This is a genomic window from Alicyclobacillus sp. SO9 (assembly GCF_016406125.1).
GTDB lineage: Bacteria > Bacillota > Bacilli > Alicyclobacillales > Alicyclobacillaceae > SO9.
Map to the genome: position 1 here is coordinate 4,394,622 of NZ_CP066339.1, position 21,187 is coordinate 4,415,808.

Consider the following 21,187-nt stretch of genomic DNA (forward strand, 5'->3'; position numbering starts at 1 on the left):
CTGTGTTCAGCTTCTATGCTTGTTGACTCCTGCGAAAGTAGGCTTGGCTTTTGTATCCTCGCTGTTCCCAAAAACCTTTGATGGGCTTGTCACTAAATTCGATGCGTGATACCCATTTAATCGACTTGTACCCGTACATATTCGGTACGACAAGCCGCAAAGGGTAGCCTGCTTCTCTTTTTAACGGCTGACCGTTGAGACTCCATGCCAGTAGTACCCCTTGGTGAAGTGCTTCAGTCAAATGCAGAGACTCAGTATAAACCCCGTCAAAGGAATAAAAGTGAACATACTTGGCGGCAGACTGGGGCTTCACCCTGGCGACCAACTGAGAAATCCGGACTCCCTCCCAAGTAATGTTGTTGACGCTCCATCCTGTGACGCAGTGAAAGTTCTCCGTCTCTGTGTGGTTCTTGAGAGACTGCAGGTCACTCCAACGAAGTGTGAGCGGATGTTCCACAAGCCCGCCCACTTTCAACTGATAGTCCTGAAGTTGCATGGAAGGATAGGTTCCGGTAACGGTAAAGTACTCCGGAAACTGAGTGCCAGAGCCTCCAGTGGTGGTTTCACCGCCGCTGCGCAGAGAAGTAAACAAGGCTGGCAGGGTTGCGAACGGATCAATCAGGGTTAATGCTGCTCCGCCAACCAGACCAGTGCCGAGCCACCTGAGAAACAACCGGCGCTCAGGATAGACTTTACCTGCATAGCCGAGTTTGTTCGGGCGAAAACCAAAAGTCTTATAGGCGACGTGAATCAGCACCCAGATTCCTAGTCCATAGGAAAAGTAGCCGTGCCATTGAAATGCCGGACTCCTCCAAGCAGTCGGAAATACAGTCACTCCCCACAACAAAATTCCTGTGAAAACAATGGCAATACCCGCAGCAATCGGAATCAGCCAATCCAGCCGCCAGATGGTTTTCCCAGATGGGAGCAGACGAAACAGAGGCAACAGCAAGGTGATACCGAACACAAGTCCAAGCAGTATATGCACCTGATAAATCATCGACAGATACGGAATTAAAACCGTGTGAAAAGCCGGCAAATAGAGCGCAAGACCGGTTATCATCAGCAGTATGAATGAACCAATTGTGTAGTAGTGAAGGCCCACAAGGAAACCAGGCCATTTTCCATGCTTTAACCAGCGTATCTTCATGAAATGACCTCCCTCCCGCCTTGTGTTTGAAATTTTCTCATATTTTTATTATAACAGCAGCTCAAGTTCCTTGACACACGGAAGGGCGGTGTGAACAAATTGTTAGTTATACGTTGGGGCAGGAGGTTGGCTCTCTCACAAAACTGAGAACCAACCTACAAACCGGTTGTCGTATTTCTAGTCATGAGGCTTTCGCGGCGGCAATGGGCCCAGGTACTGATAGAAGTTCGTCTGGATGCGTCCGTTATACAATTTTCGCTTTTTGTCCGCCTTGTCTCCGTACACTCGCTCAAAGTCAGGATAGGACGTAATAACAAACTTCGACCATGTGTCCAACCGCGCGAAGGATTTACCCATGGTCTGATACAATTTTCGAACTTCCCTTTCCTCCCACAGCCGTTCTCCATACGGAGGATTCGTAATGATACAACCATACGGGTCATCAGGTTGGAATTTTGCTACATCCTGATGCACAATCTGGACTTGCGGACCCACTCCCGCCTGTCGCGCATGGTATTCTGCCAGACTGAGCACCTCTTTGTCGATGTCGCCTGCGAGAATTTCCAACGAAGCACTGCGTTGACGGGTATCCTCCACTTCCTGCCGCGCTTCATTCCAAGAACCTTTGTCCATCCAGATGAAATGCTCTGATGCAAAAGTCCGGCGGTGTCCAGGGGCCAGATTCGAACCAATCATTGCCGCTTCAATGGCGATAGTGCCTGATCCGCAAAGGGGATCGGCAAAGGGGCGATGAGGTCCCCATCGACTCAACAAAACCAGGGCAGCAGCCAAGGTTTCGCGGATAGGCGCACTGGCAGTCAGTTTCCTGTACCCGCGTTTGTGCAGTCCTTCGCCGCTGGTATCGAGCGTGATAACAGCCTCATCCTTGAGCAAAGACACTTCAATCGTATAGCGCGGTCCTGTTTCAGGGAACTTTTCCATTCTGTATCGCTCTTTGAGACTTTCCACAACAGCCTTTTTTACAATGCTTTGACAAGCCGGCACACTGGATAGCTGCGACTTCAATGAACGGCCGTTCACGGGGAAGTTGGCATCCTTTGACAAGAGTTCTGGCCACGGAAGCGCCTTAGTCTGCTCGAACAGCTCTTCAAAGGTACGTGCGGTAAACTGTCCCACTTTAATAAACACTCGGTTGACCGTCCGCAGCCACAAGTTAGCCCTGGCAATCGTCAATTCATCCCCTACGAATTCAACATACCCGTTATAAGCCTGAATTTCACTGACACCCAGACTCTGAAGTTCGCGTTTTGCAACTGCTTCCAAACCAAAGGCGGTACTCGCAATAAGTCGAAACTGGGTCAAATTCGTATCCTCCTGGAATCACGTGTCGTGCATGTTTTAAAGAAGTGCATGTTTTGCAGACTTTCTAGGCCTTATCATACACAAAACCAGCACAGCATTCATAACCGTTTCACCATTACAACCCTGCGTGAGCCTGGAGACCACAAAGAGGTGCACAATTCTGACTGCGGTCATCACTTATCCGTTTCAATCTGAACTGTATCATCATTTTATGTAGTAGCGAGGACAACTTCCACTTCTTAAGTCTCAACTTCTGGTGGTGTGCTATAATGGGCAATCCGAGTTATTTCTTTGTTCAAAGTACAAGTCACTATCTGGAGATTAGTACGAATCCGGCTCCCGTTCTGACACTCAGTGTCTATGCAACGTCTCATGAAGATAGAGTGAAACTGGACTCATCCATACAATTTGTGTCAGACATTAACAATAAGAATTTATCTGTATCCATTGAATTGATTCGCAACGGCACATTTCTAACAAGTCACGTAGTACAGATGGACAATCCTCACACGTCGCAAAAGGAGAACTTTCTTGTCATTACGGACAACATGACATGGTCAGATACGCCCGACACGGGACTGAACCTCTACCAAATTGTTGCAACTGTACTAGATGAAGAGCCTCTCCTGCACCCTCTATTTGCGGGAACAAGAAGTATCAACGCAACTGTCTTTCCCTGACTCCGACACCTTCCTGGTTTCGCGATAAAGCAATAAGGGCTGCCCCCTCCTGCGTCAATCGGAGGTGCAGCCCTCTGTTCGAGTCGAGGCTCGTCATGAGACAGTTCAGTGCCCAAAAGGGATGAGCACTCACTTTGCCTCTGTCGTGCAACCGTGCTTACTTTGATTGGAGAACATCGTGATCGACGTGGCGTTCACCCTTCAGTTCACTCAGCAGATTAATTGCAACTTTAGCACCGTCACCAGCAGTAATGATGGTATGCATGCTGACGCCGGCAATCGTACCTGCGCCCCAGATGCCATCGATGTTTGTCTTGCCCTGTGTGTCAACATCAAGAATTGTCTTGATGCGAGGCTCTGTCCCCGGCTTGGTCTTCAAGCCGATTTTTTCTGCCAGAGTTGTATACATACCCGTCGCAATGATAACTTGCTTCGCCTCATAGTTTCCGTTGTTGGTTTCAATCTGGAATCCGTCGGCGGTCTTTGTAATGTTCTCGACTTCTGCCTCAACAAACTTGGCACCCAACTTTTCTGCCTGTTGTTTGCCAGTTTCAATCAAATCCGGACCGGAAACATCCTTTGCTCCGTAATGATTCTCTAACCAAGCACGTCGTGTCACACTCTGATTATTATGGAGAACAAGCGTATCTTGACCAGCTTTTGCTGTGAAGATAGCAGCACTTCCGCCTGCTGGTCCTGCTCCTACAATTGCAACGTCAACCATATTCTTACTCCTTTCAGACTTCTGGAACTTGAACCCTTCGTACTTTGAAAGTGTTCCTAGTAATGATATCACGTATTCTTCCCGTCCCAAAATACTGCCGCAACCTAGTACGTGATGCAGCGCACAATGCCAATAGTGATTCGAGAGTAAGCTGTACTCATCGCAGGTACGCAATCAAGTTTAAGGAGGCTAAATAGGAGTGAAAATTCCCAACTTCAAAACTGAGGAAGGTGCTCTACTCTACAAAGATACCGTGGGCAACGATATTGCACCAAGGGTCGCAGACATCTTAATTGAAGCCGCAAGAACTGTCATCGACATCAAAGACACGTCACAGCAGATAGACATCCTTGACTTAGGCTGCGGGCCCGGAACCGTCTCCCTGGCGCTTGCAGACAACTATCCTCATGCACAAATTGTCGGGGTTGACTCTTCTGCAAGCATGCTAGCAGAGTGTCGTTCTGCCGCTGCATCTCGGAGCATCGAAAATGCACAGTTTGTTCAAAGCGAAGCATCAGAACTGAACGCATTGAAGACTCCCTTCCACCTCGTTGTCAGCAATCTGGCCTTCCCATTCTTCCCCAGGCCAATTGAGACAATGCAAGCAGTCTGTCGCGTGATGCAAGCAAATGGAAGTGCTATTTTCACTGTACCCGGAAGGCATACCTGGGAGGAATTTTTTGACGTAGCTAAATCTGTTGTAGGTCCTGCAACAAAAGTTGCTCGACCTTTTTTGACGAAGTTTACTCAAGCAGAAAAATTGCCGGAATCTATGACAGCAGCGGGCTTCGGCACGATACAGACAAAAGCGGTGAAAATTCCTTTTTCATTTGACAACGGGCAACATCTGCTTAATTTCTTTGCAAAGCTTTTTCACTTGTTAGATTTTGCTCCCCAGATTGCACAAGAAAAACTCACGCGGGAAATTGACAAGCGGTTTCCGGATGGATTCACAATGCATTACGAAGCCATTATTGTTCAGGGTACCAAACCGAGAACCTAGTCTGTGCGTCACTGCCCAGCATCAGGGTGCAGTGCAACATGGTTCCGAAAATACATTTGAAAATGACGGGGAAAACTTTTACTCTTACAGCAGGAGGGATGACGTTGACCGCCGATAAGAACCAGAGTTCACTTGAGAAACTCAAACAGAAACTCACGCCGATTCAATTTGAAGTAACCCAAAACAATGGAACAGAACCGCCATTTCAAAATGAATACTGGGACAACCATGAAGACGGCCTCTACGTTGACGTCGTCTCCGGAGAACCCTTATTTTCATCCTTGGACAAATTTGATTCAGGTTGCGGCTGGCCAAGTTTCACCAAGCCGCTGGAAACAAAGAAGGTTGACGAAAAACGGGATACAAGCCATGGAATGATTCGCACTGAAGTGCGCAGCCCCGATTCGGACTCCCATCTCGGCCATGTATTTCCCGACGGTCCAAAAGACAAAGGCGGACTGCGGTACTGCATCAATTCAGCTTCACTCCGCTTCGTCCCCAAAGACCAACTTGAACGTGAAGGGTACGGAGACTACGTCCATCTGTTTGAAACAAAATGAACCAAAGTGCTTCGCGTCATAAAAACAGGCTGTTGCAGTCCCTTTGTATGACTGCAACAGCCTGTTCCAACAAAATGTATCAACAAATCCGCACTGGTTCAGTACTGCGAAGTACTTAGTCCTTAATACTCAAAACAATTTTACCGCGGGAATGCAGGGTCTGACTCAGTTCATGCGCGCTTTTTACGTCATCAAGCGGGAATACCTTTCCAACGACTGGTTTCATTTTACCTTCTTCAAACATTGCACCCAGGCGAGCCAGCTTAGTACCATCTGGCTGAAGAAAGAAGTAGTGTCCGCGAACATTGTTTTGCTTGAGTTGCTGTTCGTCCGGTTGGCCCGCAATGGAGACCACAATTCCTTCTTCTCTTAATACGCCTATACTCTGTTCAAGCACGTCGTTCCCAAGTGTGTCGAGGACCATATCGTAGTCTTTCACAACTTCCCAGAAATTCTGTTCGTCATAGGCAATCACCTTATCTGCCCCTAAAGACCTAACAAACTCTCTGTTTCTCGAACTGGCCGTCGTGGCTACATACGCGCCGAGAGCCTTTGCCAGTTGAATAGCGTAAACGCCAACGCCTCCCGCACCAGCGTGCACCAAGACCTGTTGGCCCGCTTCTACGTGAGCAATCTCGACAATGGCTTCCCAGGCCGTCAATCCTGCAAGGGGAATCGAGGCTGCCTCCTGAAAGGAAAGATTAGATGGCATAGATGCAACGAGATGTTCGTCAACCGCAACGTACTCTGCATAGGTCCCATTGCGTTCAGTAGCAGGTCTGGAAAACACTCTGTCACCGACTTTAAAATTCCTCACACCGCTTCCAACGTGAGCAACCACCCCGGCAACATCCCAACCCAGAATCAGCGGGAAATCGTATTTCAGAAACTGACGCAAGTAGCCTTCACGAATTTTCCAGTCAACTGGATTCACAGAAGCTGCGTGGGCCTCTATCAAGACATCTTTGTCTCCCGTTTCCGGGGGTTCAAGCAGCCCTGTTTGTAAAACATCAGCCGATCCGTATTCTTCGATGTACACCGCCTTCACAGGCTCACCTCCCATCCATATCGTCACCATTGAATCACACTTTCAGGCATTCTCAAAATCTCAGGCCCCTAAAAGCAGGATATCGCTAAGGAGCATGGACAGGTGTGCATTCCCTTATGCTTTAAGTTTGGAGCATAATGATACCCAAAGCTACCAAAAGGCTGTATATTCCTGTCATCCATGTGATGGGTTCGAGGCGTCTAAAGAATAGTTTGGAGAGGACTGTTACCAGAATCGGCTGGACACCGACAATCATTGCGGCTTCTGATACAGGCATGGCCCTTACTGCCGCAAAAAAGAGCAGTACCCCGGTTGCAGACATGATGCCGGCAGTAACAAGGTAGGGGTTCCAGTTATGAATGTAGTGCCGAAAATACTTACGCAAGCGACCTAAATACCATAAGATGCAAACATACACGAGGAGCGCGAGCATCAGATCCAGCGCCGCCGCAATAACCGGAACAATCGAGGCTGACATCCCCACCTTTCGCAGGAAATGTCCTCCGCCTTGAAGCACAGCGCCGAGAAGCCCCAGGACAATGCCCTGGTTTAACAGAAACCGTTCCTTTAGAAACGTGCGTTCTGTTACCAGCAGCGAAATACCCCCAGCCAGCAGTGCCACTCCGACAAAATCATTTGTTCGAAAGACTTCTCCCAAAAGAACAACCGCAAGAACAGTAGTGACAATGGCTTCAGCGCTCTCCACGACAATCCCGCGAGTTGCTCCAATTCTGCGGATTGCAGCGTACACTACCAACCTGCCAGCCAAGGTTCCAATCAGCCCAGACAAGGATGCCAAACCATAGCCCTGCCATTGTTCTTTGGTCAACGACCCAACGAATCCAAACCCGTGATACTTGACTACTATAAATACAAGTGCTGCGATTCCAAGGGTTATGCTGCCGACAAGCAAAACAGGAAACAGTCCGTTGTCTTCCGCCTCAGTCTCAACTTGTCCTTTGTGCAACAGAACGTACGCAAATGAGTAGCAAAAAACGGATAAAATCGCAGTAAAAAGTCCAGGCATATACACTTCTCCTTAGACAAGCAACTGTTCTATAGGTATGCAAAAACCTATTAATGATGAACAGTCTGTTACGCTGTCGAGAAAGTGTATGTTTGAGACTCATCTCTCACCCCGTTTCTGCGATTTTTGCACAAACCATGACGACAGTACGGGGAGGAAAAGCAGATGAAGACTATCTAAAAGGCAGGATTGTTTGACTTGAAGCGCTCCCACATCTGCTTTGGAGCCTGTTTCAGCTCCTCATTTGACGCCTTTAGCCTGCGGTCACTGTCACCAAACCCAATCTCAAGTTCCCCATTATCCATTTTTTGAAAAACAGCTGTCGCAAATTCATTTACATCGGCACCAAACGTATGTAACCCTGGCCCGCCTAAGTCTGTATTTACAGCCGGCGGAAGAATATCTACTACGTCAACCGGGGTATCCTGCAATTGCACTCGCAGAGAGATACTAAAGGAATGCAATGCGGCTTTGGTTGCACTGTAGATCGGCGCAAAAGCAGCAGGAGTGATGGCTAGCCCAGATGTGACATTCACAACTGTCGCACGGGATTGCTGTAATAAATGCGGGAGAAATAGCATGGTCAGGTGGATAGGGCCCTCAAGATTTGCTTCAATTTCCCGGTGGTAATGATTCCACACTTCTGATGTCTTCTGCAGATTCAACCGCTGCTGAATCCCTGCATTGTTGACAAGAACGTTGACGGCTGGAAAGGATTCTATCGTCCAGTTATATAACTCTTGCCGTTGTTGTTCGTCACTTACGTCACTGACCCTTGTGTGTAAAGCGGGCAACTGTTCCTTTGCTTGCGCAAGTTTCCGTTCACTGCGCCCGCACACAATTACCTCGTTTCCTGCGGTCAGAAATTCACGAGCCAAAGCAAATCCAATTCCCGCTGAACCTCCTGTAATCAGCACGGTGTTCCCTGTCATCACCATTCGTTTGCCTCCAATCGAAGTTTATTAATAATCAGCACGACACCTTCAGTATCCTCAGCACGTGGTAAACTATATACAAGATGAGCTTGCCTCTTTTCTCGCATCGTTCAAGAAGGGAGGCAACACAAATGATTACACCTTTCACTTTGACTCCATTCTCTGCACTCTGGGATCACGTTTTCTGGGTCCTGACCGGGGTAGTTTTCGGAAGAGTAGAGGAAATCACACTGCGAATTCAACTGAAGGCAGTCAGCATCCGGTGATGCAATAAGATGTGTCTGACTGCCCAGCGTAGAATTGAGGGGGGCTCATCGTGTAATTCCCTGTCAGTGGCAGCTGGCAGGGAATTTTATGCTCAGAAGACTGTATCCCACCATGAGGACACAGGAACCGCATCAATAGTCAATATGCGCAAACATGTTACTGATTTCGTAAATATAATATGACAAATAGACAGGTTTCGCAACATAGACAGTTGCATTTGTCGATGTAGTCTCCGCGTTGCAACCAAAAGACGATAAAAACAACAGGACCTGTTCGACAGATTTTTAGACTTTGTTCACTGCTTACGCTGTAACAAGCGGTTTCGCGGGCGCGCTGCGTACTATACTGTAGTAGGGTATAAAAGGAGGCATCTCCATTGAAACACAAGACATCTCGCTGGGTCTATGCAGGCATTGCAACAGTTCTTATCGGTCTGTCCGGGTGCGGTACGCCAAGCACTACTCTCCAAGGCGGGCGCGGCTCGATGATGGGACAAAGTGGAGCTATGATGCAGGGCCAAAGCAACTCGAGGATGGGGCAAGGCGCGTCCATGATGCAGGGCCAACAGAACAGTAATGGCACATCCGGGTCCGAAACATCTGCTGGGACATCGGCTGCTAGTCAAAGTACTGCAAAGAATCAGCATATCTACCTGACAGTTCTGGCAGGCGCCAAACTTGGATCCGATGGAAAAATGCATGACATTTTCTCTCCGGCGGACTTTGTTGTTCATCCTGACAAACCTGTAACCGTGACAGTCTATAACTATGACACGGGCGAGCACAGTTTTACTTCTCAAGCATTGGGTGTGAATGCAAGCGTGAAAGGCGCACAGAGAAAAGGAGTACCGTCAACAACAACCTTCACATTCACTCCGAAAGAGACAGGCACGTATACGTGGGCTTGCACTGTTCCCTGCGATGACAATGCAGGCGGCTGGGCAATGTCTCACGACGGATTCATGGCTGGTAAAGTCTCTGTTGTGGCGGACTAAACGTGGGGAATAACACTTGGCATTCTGCTTTCGCCAGGAGCCGTGGAGATGAGTAGGCAAGAATTAGAGAACAAATTCATTACTCGACTCGAATGTTCCTTACGACTTGTTCCATTTTCCCGTGACAAATGGGGCAAGTCGGTTCTTCGTCCAAAACAAATTCAGGTCGTGACCAAGTGTTGCAATCCGAACACTGCCATACAGTTCTGTCTTCGTAAACGTGCTCACTGACAGGTTTTTTATTATAGTTGTACGCCATTGGGGTTCCTCCTCTGTGGTCTGTTGCGAGGCCCGCGTACGGGAACGCGGGCCTTGCCTCAGCAACTATGCTATTTCATGACGTTGGCAGCCTGCGGACCCTTCGGTCCCTGGACAACGTCGAACGTCACACTTTGACCTTCTTCAAGGGTTTTGAAACCGTCGCCTTCAATCGCTGAAAAATGAACAAAAACATCGTCGCCGTCCTCGCGGGAGATAAAACCAAATCCCTTGTCGGCATTAAACCATTTTACTGTTCCCTGCATTTGTGAACTCCTCCTCGTGCCTCTTCGGCACTATTCAATCCTGCGGTGCGTGCTTGTGCAACGACACATGCAATTACGAATCCGACAACGAAAAGCCGTCTTCCCTGAACCATATGAGGCGCAGGAAAAGACGGCTCATAAGTTTTAGAGGTCAGGTTATCGCAATGCACATGTACAGTATACGCCATGAACCAAAAAAATGAAATTCTTAAAAAGATTTTTTCCTGATTATGTTCGTATTCCCTCCGACTCCTGTTCGTAAGGTCAACACACCAGCGCGCAACTCAGATTGTTTATAGTATCTGCATTTTGATCTGTTTTACTCCTTTTTTGCGGCTGCTGACGGCAGTGAAACAGTCAACCTGTTAAAACCAAAATGCCAACCGATGTAATTAAGGATAAGCAGAACTGCCATATAGAGATACACACCAAACGGGATGAGCGTAAAGGCGTAGTGTATGCCTGCAAATGCCCCCATGATAAACATTAATAAGAAAACTATCAGTGTTTGACGCTGCTGCGCCACTTGAAACGGCTGTGAGAACGGCAGATCTTTCGTCAGTAAAACGAAGCAGATGACCGTGTACAAGAGCAGTGCAAGCGCAACAACGACAAGCTGCGGAATCACTCGCAGTCCGAATACCGCCACAAAAACAATACTTTCAAACAAGTAGATAGGCATCATTAACCTCACCAAAAACGCCTTAACTGTTCCTCTGTAGGCGTGGCTTAGGTTGGTAATGGGGGCCGTTTGATAAATCCATGCCGCCTTATATTGACCAGAGTATTGCAACATCATAACGACCGACGCAATCACAAAGGCTGACAAATAAATTGACAGGTACAGTTTTGAAGATGCCAACCCTTTTAAGCCTCCTGAAAGGGCTGGATTTATCAGAATAATGAAAGGTAAAACGAGTGAAAATCCCAGAGACGGATAGACTTTGAGCTTAAACTCTCGTTCCTTTGACATCATTAAAGTGCCGAATCGGAAAAAGATGGTTTCTTCGTGAGAACCAGAAATCACTCGTGAAACGGCACGTATCCACCACGGAATGCCTTTCGCATGCCTGACCGCATTGTTCGAGAGTTTTTGCAGTTTGTTTTCGAAAACTGGCATCAGCCGAACGTAGACAGAAAACAGGATAATCGGAATGACTATCGCAAGAATTGACAACGTAGTGATCTGGCTGGTTATGGGACCGTGACCGAACCACGAAAAAGTGGAGCCAAACCAGAACGGAGCCACAAGGACCTGCCACCAGGCAGCGTGAAACACAATGTGAAGTCGAAATACCTGAAACGAGCGGCCAACCAGTTGATATCCAATGATGATTACGAGGGACAGTATAATTTGAATATAGTTGATGATATCCTTCAACCGCTCACCATCAAAGAAGTGCAGAACCAGCAAATACAAGAGCGCTGTAATGACCATAACGAAGATATCCATTAGAATGACATCAAGCAGAAAGATGAGAAAAAATACAGGACCGTGACGAATCAGAGCCGCCACGAGCCCAGGTCCCGTCAATGCACCAGTCAGAAAAATAAGATAGATGGTAATGTGAATCGCTCTGGCAAAACTAACCGTGCGTTTTTTGACTGGTTTCGTACCGATAATGGCCTGGTCTCGAATATCCAAAAGAACGGAAGAAAAATCCGAAATCATTGACGTTGTAATCAGAAACATCAATATGCTGAAGACGATGCTCATCTGAAACAGGTAGTTTTGACTCATTAACACAAACGGTACAGCAATCAAGCCCATAAAACCGTAAATCCAAAGTGAGCGGATAAAGCTGTTTTTGTCGCTGTCGCCATCTTGACCTTTTCTCGACCTCTGATTTCTGCCTATCACTGTAGGTACCCGTCTCGAATCCATGGTGAGCTTTACCTGAAGGATTTGGCGAAGTACCGTATAATCACAGCCAAACTTTTCTAAAACAGCACTAAACCTGTCAAGAACTTTTAATGAAGCAAAGTCTTTCATGGTCGCACCTCTTCAATAATAGACACGAACTTCTCCGCAATATCCTCGTGATCATTAAAACCCGTAATCTCATTAAACAGTTCTTCCAAAGAAGTTTCGTTGGATTGTTGACTCAACTCTTCAAAGGTACCGTCGGCAACAACTCCGCCATTATTCAGCAAGATAATTCGGTTGCTGATCTTCTGCACAACTTCCATGATGTGAGATGAATAAAAAATTGTCTTTCCCTGTCTTGCAAGCTGTGCCAAAATGTCTTTTACAACAATGACGCTGTTTGCATCCAATCCGCTCAGCGGTTCGTCAAGAAAAAGAATGTCCGGATTATGCAATAAACTGGAGATGAGCAGAACCTTCTGCCGCATGCCCTTTGAATAGGACGAAATCCGCGTGTCGTAGACTGCGTGAAGATCAAACGTATCCATCAGCAATTTGGCCTTCCTGTCAGCTGACCCTTCATCCATACCATATAACCCGCCAATAAATGTGAGGTATTCTCGTGCCGTGAGCGCGTCGTAAATCTCGGCCGTCTCCGGAACATAGCCAATCCTTCGCTTGTACTCCACATTATCCTCTGCGATGTTGCGCCCAAAAATCTTGATTTCCCCGGTATAACCCTCGACAAGCCCTAAGATAGCTTTGATAGTGGTACTCTTTCCAGCCCCGTTTGGGCCAATGTAACCAATGATTTGTCCGGGGTAGACCTCCAAATTAATTCCCTTGAGCACCAGTTGATTCCCATACAACATTTTTAGGTTCTGCAATGAAATTGCCGGTACCTCTGAGTTCAACACATAGCCCCTCTCACACGCGACATCGTTTGTTTGTGTGCAAATTTAACATGTGCAGATCCTCTATCTACAGGGCACATGTTTGTGGAATACTTTGACTCCGCAAACAAACTTATTTTCCCAAATTCATCAGATTCGTCCTTACTATAGCACGAAAATCTCGGTTGGGTTGGGTTACTATGAAACTTTTACACATTCTTTAGTAGAGAACGTTCGTCTGAAGGGGTCTTAGGTCAAATTGCCCACGACGGACAAGCTTTCAGGAATGAATCGGATGTCGACGGGAGTCTGCATACCTTTCTCTCCATCCATGTCTATGAACTGCAAAGGAGTACAGCGGATGTTCAAGGATGTAGCTCGAAACCGAGTCACAGCACGGTTTTCAATTGGCGCTTTGCGAAGGATGGATGCTGCAGCATCCAGCAGATTTGCGATAGTCACATCGTGAATGAGAATGACTTCAAAGGAGTCGTCACCAAACCCCGTTTCAGGAAACAGTTCGAACCCGGCAAGCGACCTGCCGCTTGCCACATAGCCCATGACACAAGTCGTTTCAATCAGCTTTTCTTCAGTCTGGATCTGCACCAGAAACTCACTCTGATTATGCAGGGACTGAAGCGACTTCAAAAAGTAGGTAAGCGGCCCCAGCCTGGATTTAGTTGCCTGTTTCACGGAGTTAGAGACAAGAGAAATCAAGCCAAATCCGAGGAAGTTTACGAAGTAACGAGACGCACATTTACCTAACTCAATTTGGACAGGATGTGAAACCTTTAGAAAATCGCAAGCCTCCATCAAATCAGAAGGGATGCTCAGACTACGGGCAATATCGTTGGCCGTCCCAGCCGGAAGGATACCGAGTACAGGGCGCTGTCGTGAATTCATCAACCCATTTACCACTTCGTGTATCGTACCGTCCCCTCCGGCAGCGACAACCATGTCGAACTGAGTTGCCGCTTCAGCAGCCACCTGTTCAGCATGCCCTTCATATAACGTCGGCTTGACCGTCACGTCCCATCGTTCCCCAAGAGACTCCACAACATATCCAAGTTTTTCAGTCATAGTCTGTCGGCCCGAGGAAGGATTGTAGATGAGCAGCAATTGTTCTTTCACGCGGTGTCCACAACTCCCTTATGGTGCTTTCACAGTCAGCGCCTGACTTCCCATCTGTTTCCAGGCAGCGACGAATTGCTTGCGATTGACGGGTTGAGCCTTCTGGCCGTTAAAAGGATTGTTGATATACAACTGTTTCGGACCGTATCCCACCAAGAGCACGGCGTGTTCAAAAAAAGTGGCTTTGATAGGTCCGCCGGGATTGTTCCAGGTCACCCAATCTGACTGAGGCAATGGTTTAAAGGTAGTATTTACCCACATGACCACGGGTACGCCATGTGCAACTTGTGCAAAAATGTGCTGAAGCGATGAACCTGTCAGGTCTACGGCTTGACCTGGCAGCACACGATTCAGTAACTTCGTCAACGGTCCGTGATAGATGCCGTATCCTGGTTGACGGGTCATATGCCCCACGAATCCCTTATTTGGATTGCCCCACGATGCTATGTCGTATCTCCAGCCTTGCGGTAAGCCGCTGGCGTTGTTTTTCCAGGCTACAGACACTGGAGCCCTGGGCGCTTCCTTAGCCAGAGACATTTTACTCACAGGATGGCCAACTGCCGTCAACAGCATAGACAAACTGGTGACCTCACAGCCGTTGGGCAGTTGAGGATGTTGATTCTGAGCAGCTACGGAAAGCAACGCGTGAGAAGGCAGTACTGAATGGCCTGAAGTACCGCCAGTTGTTCCCGCAGTCGTTGTCTTTGTCGTGGAATTCGTTGCTGCTGTTGCGGTTGAATTCGATGTGATTGCTGCCGTAGTCCCACTCCCGCCTTTGGTAATGACCGGGACTGTATGATTCGTCGTCGAATTTTCAGTTCCAACGTTTCCGTTTGAAGAACCTGCACCATTTGAAGAACCTGCACCATTCAGCAGTGTTCGAACAAGTAGAGTTCCCATAATCAGGACAAGCAACCCCGTACCAGCCTGGACCCAACGTTTCCTGCGCCTTTTTCTGCGGTCAAAACTTCTGTATTCCATGGTCTCTCCCATTGTTTCACAAAGAGTGAAATTGTCTTTATCCTCTTTGCATCAATTTTTACCGTAGTGATGCCATTGTTGTATACTCTCACGCGTGTCTCAATGAAATCTCAACGCTTCGCCTAGACATCGGCGATAAGTTCGGGATTCGCTCTCTGCACAGCACTTTGTCTTAATTCAATCCGTGGTTTACGGCATAGGAAACCAAATCCGCTTTACTTTGTGCTCCAATCCGTTCAATAATTCGGGCGCGGTGTGTCTCCACGGTTTTCACGCTGATATGGAGTCTTTCCGCAATCTCTTTATTAATGTAGCCCTTGGCGATTAAAGTCAGCACTTCTGTCTCCCGGGGCGAGAGGAGAGGAGAACTGCTGTCAACCGGCGATTGCAGGCGGCTCAGTAACCTTTCCCGCAGGCTGTCCGACATCTTTGTTGGCAAATAGGGCTCATTCGCCCCTCTCTGTGTCACCCTGTAAATGGCTGCGACAATCTCTGAACTGGAGTCGTTTTTCAAAACGACCCCGGCAGCGCCAGCCTGCAGCATTTTCTCAATATGGGCTTCATCGTCAAACATGGTGAGCATAATGACCTTTGTGTCCGGGAGTTCTTCCCTAAGCCGCCGAGTAGCCGTAATCCCGTCGATGCCTTGGGGCATATGCACGTCCATCAAAACCACATCCGGATGGTGACTGAGGGCAACCGGAATCGCCTCGTCCCCTGATTCCGCCTCAGCCACGACCAGGAAGTCATCCTCTTCTTCCAGGAGCAGGCGAATGCCTTGGCGAACAATGACGTGATCGTCCACAAGCATAATGTTGACCATTACTTCTCAACCCTTTCTAATGAGGGAAGCTCAAGGTCCCGAATGCCAACTGTCAGTTCAACCTTTGTTCCCCGCTTTCGCTCACTCGAAATCGTAAGCTGTGCACCTACGGCACGTGCACGTTCTTCCATATTTCTCAACCCGTATCCAAATTGTGACTCAGCCATTGAAAAGCCAAGTCCGTTGTCCTCGACTGTCAGACGGACAGTCCCGCCCTGTTGCAACAATGCAATGTGAATTTTTGCGGCATGTCCGTGCATAACGGCATTGTGAAGCGCTTCTTGTGTGATTCTATACAAGTGAACCGAAGCGTCCGGGTGAAACGGAGGCTCCTCTTTGCAATTGGTCGAAAAGCGGACTGTACGCCGCGGGGAACACAAGGTCTGCGCCATGGTGCGAAGCGTTGCTACGAGACCGATTCTGTCCAGTGCGGCCGGGTACAGTGAATGCGAAATGGAACGAACTTCTTCAGTGGCTTCTTTAACTTGTTGGTGCAGCAATCGAACTTCTTGCTCACTTTCAGGCTGATGCAAATGACGTGACAAGTGCTCGAGTCCCAAGCCGATGCCGTACAACGTCTGGGAAATGCCGTCATGCAAGTCTTGAGAGAGCCGCTTTCGCTCCTCCTCTTGAATTTTATAGGCGTGATGAGTCAGTCGTCGACTCAGCTGAAGTTCTTCCTCCCGTTTTTCAGCAGTTACATCGCGAATCGTAATCACCATGTCCTGCTCAGATGTTGCTGCACGCCGCGATAAAAACGTTCTGCTCATGCCTACAGGGACGTTGCCAGAGTTTGTTGGCAATTCGGATTCGAAGTAGTGGCGTTTTCGCTCATCGGCAAGCAGGCATCGCTGCTGCCCCGGAAGCAGGCTTCGATTCTGGCAGTAGAGGCAATAAGGAACGCTGTCATGTAATTTGAAGCCTGTCATGGTTACAGCAGAAGGGTTGATAAATGTAATTGTGCGCTCTGGATTCATCACGATGATACCGTCACTCAACAATGTAAACAGCTCGCGAAAGCGCGTGTATTCCGCTCGACGTATCCAAACAAGCCGTCCTAAAGGAAAGAAAATTACAGCCAAGGACAGCGTCGCAATGCCAATCGCTCGTACAGCCAACCGCGGAGTAGCTTGGCCAATTAGAACCACATTCAGCACAATGTCCGTGACTACCACAACCACCCATAGGAGTGCCGTGAACCCTCCTATTCTTTCCAGTTTGATCGCGTTTCTAATCACGTTGACGCCCCCGAAAAAACTCTTCTATTCTGTGTGGTTAATCTAATTTTACCCTATCAGCACTCTCAATTTTATCAGGGTTTTTCCCTATTCGGGTTTTTCCGCATTCGGGTTTTCCCTGATAGGACAGCTGACCATTCGTAAGTAGCATAACCGGTAAAGGAGGAATTCATGATGGCAAGAATCATTGTTGTCGGCGGCTCATTCGCAGGATTGACAGCCGCTTTCGAATTACGCAGACACCTTTCTGGTGAACACGAGGTAACAGTCGTGTCGAGCAACTCGCGCTTCGTATTTATTCCGTCCATGCCTTGGATTGTTTTAGGGTCCAGAGAGGAAAAGGACGTCACATTTGATTTAGAACCAGTCTTAAAACGAAAAGGCATCGAGTTCGTTCATGATGCGCTGCAGCAGGTCGATATGAAGGAAAGTGTGATTTATACCACGAGTTCAACGATGCACTATGACTACCTGCTCTTGGCTACCGGCCCTGCACTCGACTTTGACGCTGTTCCCGGAATTGGGCCCCACGGCGGATACAGCCAGTCTGTATGCTCCCTGCCACACTCGAAGACGGCAAGGAAAGCATGGGAGAAATTCCTTGAAAACCCGGGTCCTGTCGTCATTGGTGCTGCACAGGGTGCAAGTTGTTTCGGAGCCGGTTACGAATTTCTATTAAACATCGACACGTACCTGCGCAAGCACGGTTTGCGGGATAAGGCGCCTGTCACTTGGGTGACGTCTGAACCAGAACTCGGGCACTTTGGCCTCGGGGGCATCGGAAACTCCGCCGAGTTGGTTAAAGAAATGCTCAAAAGCAGAGACATACAAGTGTTTCCCAACCATGCAATTAAGCAAGTCACGAAAGATATTGTGGAGTTGGACGACGGTACCAGGCTGCCGCACCAATACAGCATGATAATCCCGCCATTTAAGGGCATTGACGCCATTTTCCAGTCTCCGGGACTTGGAAATGCCAAAGGGTTCATTCCGGTAACCCAGGAATATCGACATCCGGATTATTCCAACGTTTTTGCAGCTGGTGTTAACGTTGCTATGGCACCCCCTGAAAAAACACCGATTCCAACGGGGGTTCCGAAGACAGGTTATATGTCAGAGCACATGGCAAAGACTGCGGCAGCCAACATTGTGGCAGACCTCACCCATGGGCAGCCAACGAAATTGGATCCGACGAAAATGAAAGCCTTGTGTCTGTTGGATGCGGGAGACAGCGGAGTGTATATGGTAGCCGATCCAGTGTTTCCACCTCAAACCAAATACAGCCTCCGCGCTGGAAGCTGGGTGCATGGAGCCAAAATTGCCTTTGAAAAGTACTTTATGTGGAAGATGAAAAACGGGCTTACACAACTGAAGTAAACGGTTTTGGTCGTAGGGAGTATCACTTTGGCAAGTGTCGTTTGGCAACATCGTGTTGCAAGAGTTAGTCGCAAGAGTTTGCTGTTAAGAGTTTGTTTGGAAGAAGGGAATCATATGTCACACGTCATGCTTGCCCGGGCATTGTTTGGCATGACCTTGGGCTATCACATTGCTTACGCGACCATTTCCGTGGGAGCACCGCTCTTAATTTTTATCGCAGAGTGGCGCTTCATGAGAACAGGTCAGCCTTTCTATAGAATACTGGCGAAAAGAATTACGTTGGTGTTAATACTCCTTGTCGGTGTTGGACTTGTTACAGGTACCTCGGTGGCGGTCATGCTGTCTGTCCTTTGGCCTGGTTTTATGAAAACTGTGGGACAAGTTATCAACCTGCCGTTTCAGATTGAAGTTTTTGCCTTCATGATTGAATCACTGTTCCTTGCTGTCTATGTCTACGGAGGCAGCCGCTTGTCGCAGAGAGCACGACTCATCAGCACATTGCTTGTCGCTGTAGGAAGCGGGATGTCGGCGTTGCTTATCACGGATGTCAACGCCTTTATGAACACACCCACAGGCTTTGTGTGGCACGACGGACAAGTCACACATGCCCACCCGCTTCTGGCCATGTTTAATCCTGCCATGCCGACTGAACTCGCTCATGTGCTGGCATCGGCCTATATGACGGTTGGGTTTGTGTTCGCTGCCGTGGCCGCAAGAGGCCTGCTCCGAAAGAACACGACTTCCTTTGAAAAGGAGTACTACCGCAGAAGTCTTAACTTGTCGCTGTGGGTGGCAGGTACCATGTCTGTTCTTACGGCTTTTATCGGAGACCTTTCCGGTAAATTTCTCGAGCAGTTTCAACCGGAAAAACTGGCAGCCGCCGAGGGGCTGTTTAAAACAACCCAACATGCCCCTTTAGTCATAGGCGGTTGGCCTAGTCTGCACACGGAGTCCGTAATCGGGGGAATTCCCGTACCAGGCATGCTGAGCTGGCTTGCAACAGAAAGCTTTCACGGCAAAGTGTTGGGCTTAAATCACTTCCCCAAATCCACCTGGCCGCCTTTGTTTGTTCACCTGTTGTTTGATTCTATGGTTGGAATTGGAAGTGTTGGTATCGCGGTTGCTGTGGTCTACCTGTTTGTACGACTGCGCCGTACGAATACAGATACGCCCCGGTGGCTGCTTTGGGGCATTACAGGAATGGGCTTGCTGTCCATGATTGGCATTGAAGACGGCTGGGTTTTTGCTGAAATTGCTCGACAGCCTTGGATAATTTACGGCTATCTCAAAGTGTCCCAGGCGGTTACGACTTCTCCCAGTATAGGCTGGATGCTTGCTGGATTTATGTCACTCTACACAGTTTTGCTCATCGGAACAGTCTGGGCGCTGAGGGCGTACTTCAAGAACCATCCGCTCTGTGATGAAGATTCCCTGCGGCCGGACTCCGGAACAAAGCCCGGAAAGCGAGGGAAAACAGCGTGACTCACCTCAGCATTGGTCATTACAGTGTAAATCTCATCAACATCGGCGCCGCTGTGCTTTGGATTCTTGGTTTCGTCTACGCTGTACTCGGAGCCATTGATTTTGGGTCAAGCTTTTGGAGGCTGTATTTTCTGCGCAAAGGACAGTGGCCTGCTGAAACCGTGGCAAGAACCTATGTGAGTCCAACCTGGGAATTGATTAATGCGTTTTTGATTCTCATTCCCGTGACACTAACCGGACTTTTCCCAGATGCCACTTTTGCCTTTGGCAGCATTTTGTTGGTTCCTGCAACGCTGCTGTTGGTATTGATTGCGCTTCGCGGCGCATATTGGCAGTTCGGGTATGCTTCAAGTACCCACAAGAGCCGTACAGTCACGGTGGTAGGCATAACCGGACTGGTATTGCCTGGCGCATTTATGACGCTGCTCCCGCTGTCACAAGGCGGGTATACCACAGCAATTAACGGTGTCTTGCACGTTCAACTCGTAAAATTCTTCACCAGTCCGGACGTGTATTTATTTGCGCTATTCGGTATCTTCTTGTCACTGTACCTATCTGCCCTGTTTCTCGCCAGGTACGCGTATAACGGGCATCAGAAAGCTGCATACGAATCCTTTCGCCGCGTTGCCGTCGGCCTTGGTCCACTCAGCTTAGCTCTGGGGCTTCTGGCTCTGATTGTCCCTCACCAAGGGCTGGATTTCTCCCGCCAGATTATGACGTGGTGGCCGCTGACATCTATCTCATTTCTGGCATTTTGCTTAACAGAATCAGCATTGATCTGGACAAAGCCTCAAGCACATGTCAAAGGGAATCCTGGCATTGCACTGTACGCAGCTCTCGTTCAACTCGCTGCAGCCGATGCGGGTTACGGTTTAGCACATCACAACTTCTGGCTCTACCCATATGTTGCTGTGGCTTCTTCCGCCTCCAACCCAACCATGTTTGAAGCAACTCTGCTGGTACTCCTCGGAGGGGCTCTTGTGCTTGCACCAGGACTGCTGTGGTTTAGAAGATTGTTTATAACCGATGCCAAATACGTCAAAAGTGCTGCAGAGTCTACGAAATAAGGCCTTCTCAATCGGTTCACAAAGGTTTGAACCTCGTACCGTTCCACTCCCCCATGTGTAGATCCACCTGAACTCTGATATGTCTCATGGACT

The 21,187-nt window shown here is 48.5% G+C and carries 22 protein-coding genes; 8 read left to right on the forward strand and 14 right to left on the reverse strand.

Annotation, left to right across the window (positions count from 1 at the left end):
• Positions 1–13: 13 nt before the first annotated feature.
• Positions 14–1,150, reverse strand: coding sequence for a molybdopterin-dependent oxidoreductase (locus GI364_RS20495; RefSeq protein ID WP_198851043.1), 1,137 nt, complete (start codon positions 1,148–1,150; stop codon positions 14–16).
• Positions 1,151–1,327: 177 nt separating this feature from the next.
• Entirely contained in the window at positions 1,328–2,473 is a 1,146-nt protein-coding gene (locus GI364_RS20500; protein ID WP_198851044.1) for a THUMP domain-containing class I SAM-dependent RNA methyltransferase, read from the reverse strand.
• A 269-nt stretch (positions 2,474–2,742) separates the two neighbouring features.
• Between GI364_RS20500 and GI364_RS20505 the strand changes: the two genes are divergently transcribed.
• The gene (locus GI364_RS20505) at positions 2,743–3,153 is read left to right on the forward strand and encodes a hypothetical protein (protein ID WP_198851045.1); all 411 of its coding nucleotides are present in this window, start codon (positions 2,743–2,745) and stop codon (positions 3,151–3,153) included.
• 157 nt (positions 3,154–3,310) lie between these two features.
• Here the strand turns inward: GI364_RS20505 and GI364_RS20510 are convergent, their stop codons facing one another.
• Positions 3,311–3,877, reverse strand: coding sequence for an FAD-dependent oxidoreductase (locus GI364_RS20510; protein ID WP_370541801.1), 567 nt, complete (start codon positions 3,875–3,877; stop codon positions 3,311–3,313).
• A 199-nt stretch (positions 3,878–4,076) separates the two neighbouring features.
• On the opposite strand from GI364_RS20510, the gene GI364_RS20515 reads away from it, so the two are divergent.
• Both GI364_RS20515 and msrB read left to right on the forward strand, forming a co-directional pair.
• Entirely contained in the window at positions 4,077–4,880 is an 804-nt protein-coding gene (locus GI364_RS20515; RefSeq protein ID WP_198851047.1) for a class I SAM-dependent methyltransferase, read from the forward strand.
• Between the two features lie 104 nt (positions 4,881–4,984).
• On the forward strand, positions 4,985–5,440 hold the full coding sequence (gene msrB / locus GI364_RS20520; RefSeq protein ID WP_370541802.1) for a peptide-methionine (R)-S-oxide reductase MsrB: 456 nt from the start codon (positions 4,985–4,987) through the stop codon (positions 5,438–5,440).
• Between the two features lie 115 nt (positions 5,441–5,555).
• On the opposite strand, the gene GI364_RS20525 is transcribed toward msrB, so the two are convergent.
• The 3 genes from GI364_RS20525 to GI364_RS20535 form a co-directional block, all read right to left on the reverse strand.
• On the reverse strand, positions 5,556–6,488 hold the full coding sequence (locus tag GI364_RS20525) for an NADP-dependent oxidoreductase (RefSeq protein WP_198851048.1): 933 nt from the start codon (positions 6,486–6,488) through the stop codon (positions 5,556–5,558).
• 121 nt (positions 6,489–6,609) lie between these two features.
• Positions 6,610–7,515 carry a DMT family transporter gene (locus GI364_RS20530; RefSeq protein ID WP_198851049.1) on the reverse strand — a complete coding sequence of 302 codons (906 nt, stop codon included), beginning with the start codon at positions 7,513–7,515 and terminating at the stop codon, positions 6,610–6,612.
• 176 nt (positions 7,516–7,691) lie between these two features.
• On the reverse strand, positions 7,692–8,453 hold the full coding sequence (locus GI364_RS20535; protein ID WP_198851050.1) for an SDR family oxidoreductase: 762 nt from the start codon (positions 8,451–8,453) through the stop codon (positions 7,692–7,694).
• 128 nt (positions 8,454–8,581) lie between these two features.
• Between GI364_RS20535 and GI364_RS25170 the strand changes: the two genes are divergently transcribed.
• Positions 8,582–8,716 (forward strand): hypothetical protein, encoded by a 135-nt coding sequence (locus GI364_RS25170; RefSeq protein ID WP_255524499.1) that lies wholly within the window; start codon positions 8,582–8,584, stop codon positions 8,714–8,716.
• A 377-nt stretch (positions 8,717–9,093) separates the two neighbouring features.
• Positions 9,094–9,711, forward strand: coding sequence for a cupredoxin domain-containing protein (locus GI364_RS20540; RefSeq protein WP_198851051.1), 618 nt, complete (start codon positions 9,094–9,096; stop codon positions 9,709–9,711).
• A 79-nt stretch (positions 9,712–9,790) separates the two neighbouring features.
• On the opposite strand, the gene GI364_RS20545 is transcribed toward GI364_RS20540, so the two are convergent.
• From GI364_RS20545 to GI364_RS20580, 8 genes are all read right to left on the reverse strand, one after another.
• Complete coding sequence (locus GI364_RS20545) at positions 9,791–9,970, reverse strand: cold-inducible protein YdjO-related protein (protein ID WP_198851052.1); 180 nt, start codon at positions 9,968–9,970, stop codon at positions 9,791–9,793.
• A 70-nt stretch (positions 9,971–10,040) separates the two neighbouring features.
• On the reverse strand, positions 10,041–10,235 hold the full coding sequence (locus tag GI364_RS20550) for a cold shock domain-containing protein (protein ID WP_198851053.1): 195 nt from the start codon (positions 10,233–10,235) through the stop codon (positions 10,041–10,043).
• Between the two features lie 319 nt (positions 10,236–10,554).
• Positions 10,555–12,228, reverse strand: a complete 1,674-nt coding sequence (locus GI364_RS20555) for a hypothetical protein (protein WP_198851054.1) — start codon at positions 12,226–12,228, stop codon at positions 10,555–10,557.
• Positions 12,225–12,974: an ABC transporter ATP-binding protein gene (locus GI364_RS20560; RefSeq protein WP_198854140.1), complete on the reverse strand. Its 750-nt coding sequence runs from the start codon at positions 12,972–12,974 to the stop codon at positions 12,225–12,227. The genes GI364_RS20555 and GI364_RS20560 overlap by 4 nt, the downstream gene beginning before the upstream one ends.
• Before the next feature lie 270 nt (positions 12,975–13,244).
• Complete coding sequence (locus GI364_RS20565; protein WP_198851055.1) at positions 13,245–14,126, reverse strand: diacylglycerol/lipid kinase family protein; 882 nt, start codon at positions 14,124–14,126, stop codon at positions 13,245–13,247.
• 18 nt (positions 14,127–14,144) lie between these two features.
• On the reverse strand, positions 14,145–15,107 hold the full coding sequence (locus tag GI364_RS20570; RefSeq protein WP_198851056.1) for a C39 family peptidase: 963 nt from the start codon (positions 15,105–15,107) through the stop codon (positions 14,145–14,147).
• A 172-nt stretch (positions 15,108–15,279) separates the two neighbouring features.
• Complete coding sequence (locus tag GI364_RS20575) at positions 15,280–15,930, reverse strand: response regulator (RefSeq protein WP_198851057.1); 651 nt, start codon at positions 15,928–15,930, stop codon at positions 15,280–15,282.
• Positions 15,930–17,168 (reverse strand): sensor histidine kinase, encoded by a 1,239-nt coding sequence (locus GI364_RS20580; RefSeq protein WP_198851058.1) that lies wholly within the window; start codon positions 17,166–17,168, stop codon positions 15,930–15,932. The genes GI364_RS20575 and GI364_RS20580 overlap by 1 nt, the downstream gene beginning before the upstream one ends.
• Positions 17,169–17,339: 171 nt before the next feature.
• On the opposite strand from GI364_RS20580, the gene GI364_RS20585 reads away from it, so the two are divergent.
• From GI364_RS20585 to GI364_RS20595, 3 genes are all read left to right on the forward strand, one after another.
• The gene (locus tag GI364_RS20585) at positions 17,340–18,545 is read left to right on the forward strand and encodes an NAD(P)/FAD-dependent oxidoreductase (RefSeq protein WP_198851059.1); all 1,206 of its coding nucleotides are present in this window, start codon (positions 17,340–17,342) and stop codon (positions 18,543–18,545) included.
• A 114-nt stretch (positions 18,546–18,659) separates the two neighbouring features.
• Positions 18,660–20,027, forward strand: a complete 1,368-nt coding sequence (locus tag GI364_RS20590) for a cytochrome ubiquinol oxidase subunit I (RefSeq protein ID WP_198851060.1) — start codon at positions 18,660–18,662, stop codon at positions 20,025–20,027.
• A complete protein-coding gene (locus GI364_RS20595) occupies positions 20,024–21,094 on the forward strand; it encodes a cytochrome d ubiquinol oxidase subunit II (RefSeq protein WP_198851061.1) in 1,071 nt (356 codons plus the stop codon). Before GI364_RS20590 ends, GI364_RS20595 begins: the two co-directional genes overlap by 4 nt.
• The last annotated feature ends 93 nt before the right edge of the window (positions 21,095–21,187 follow it).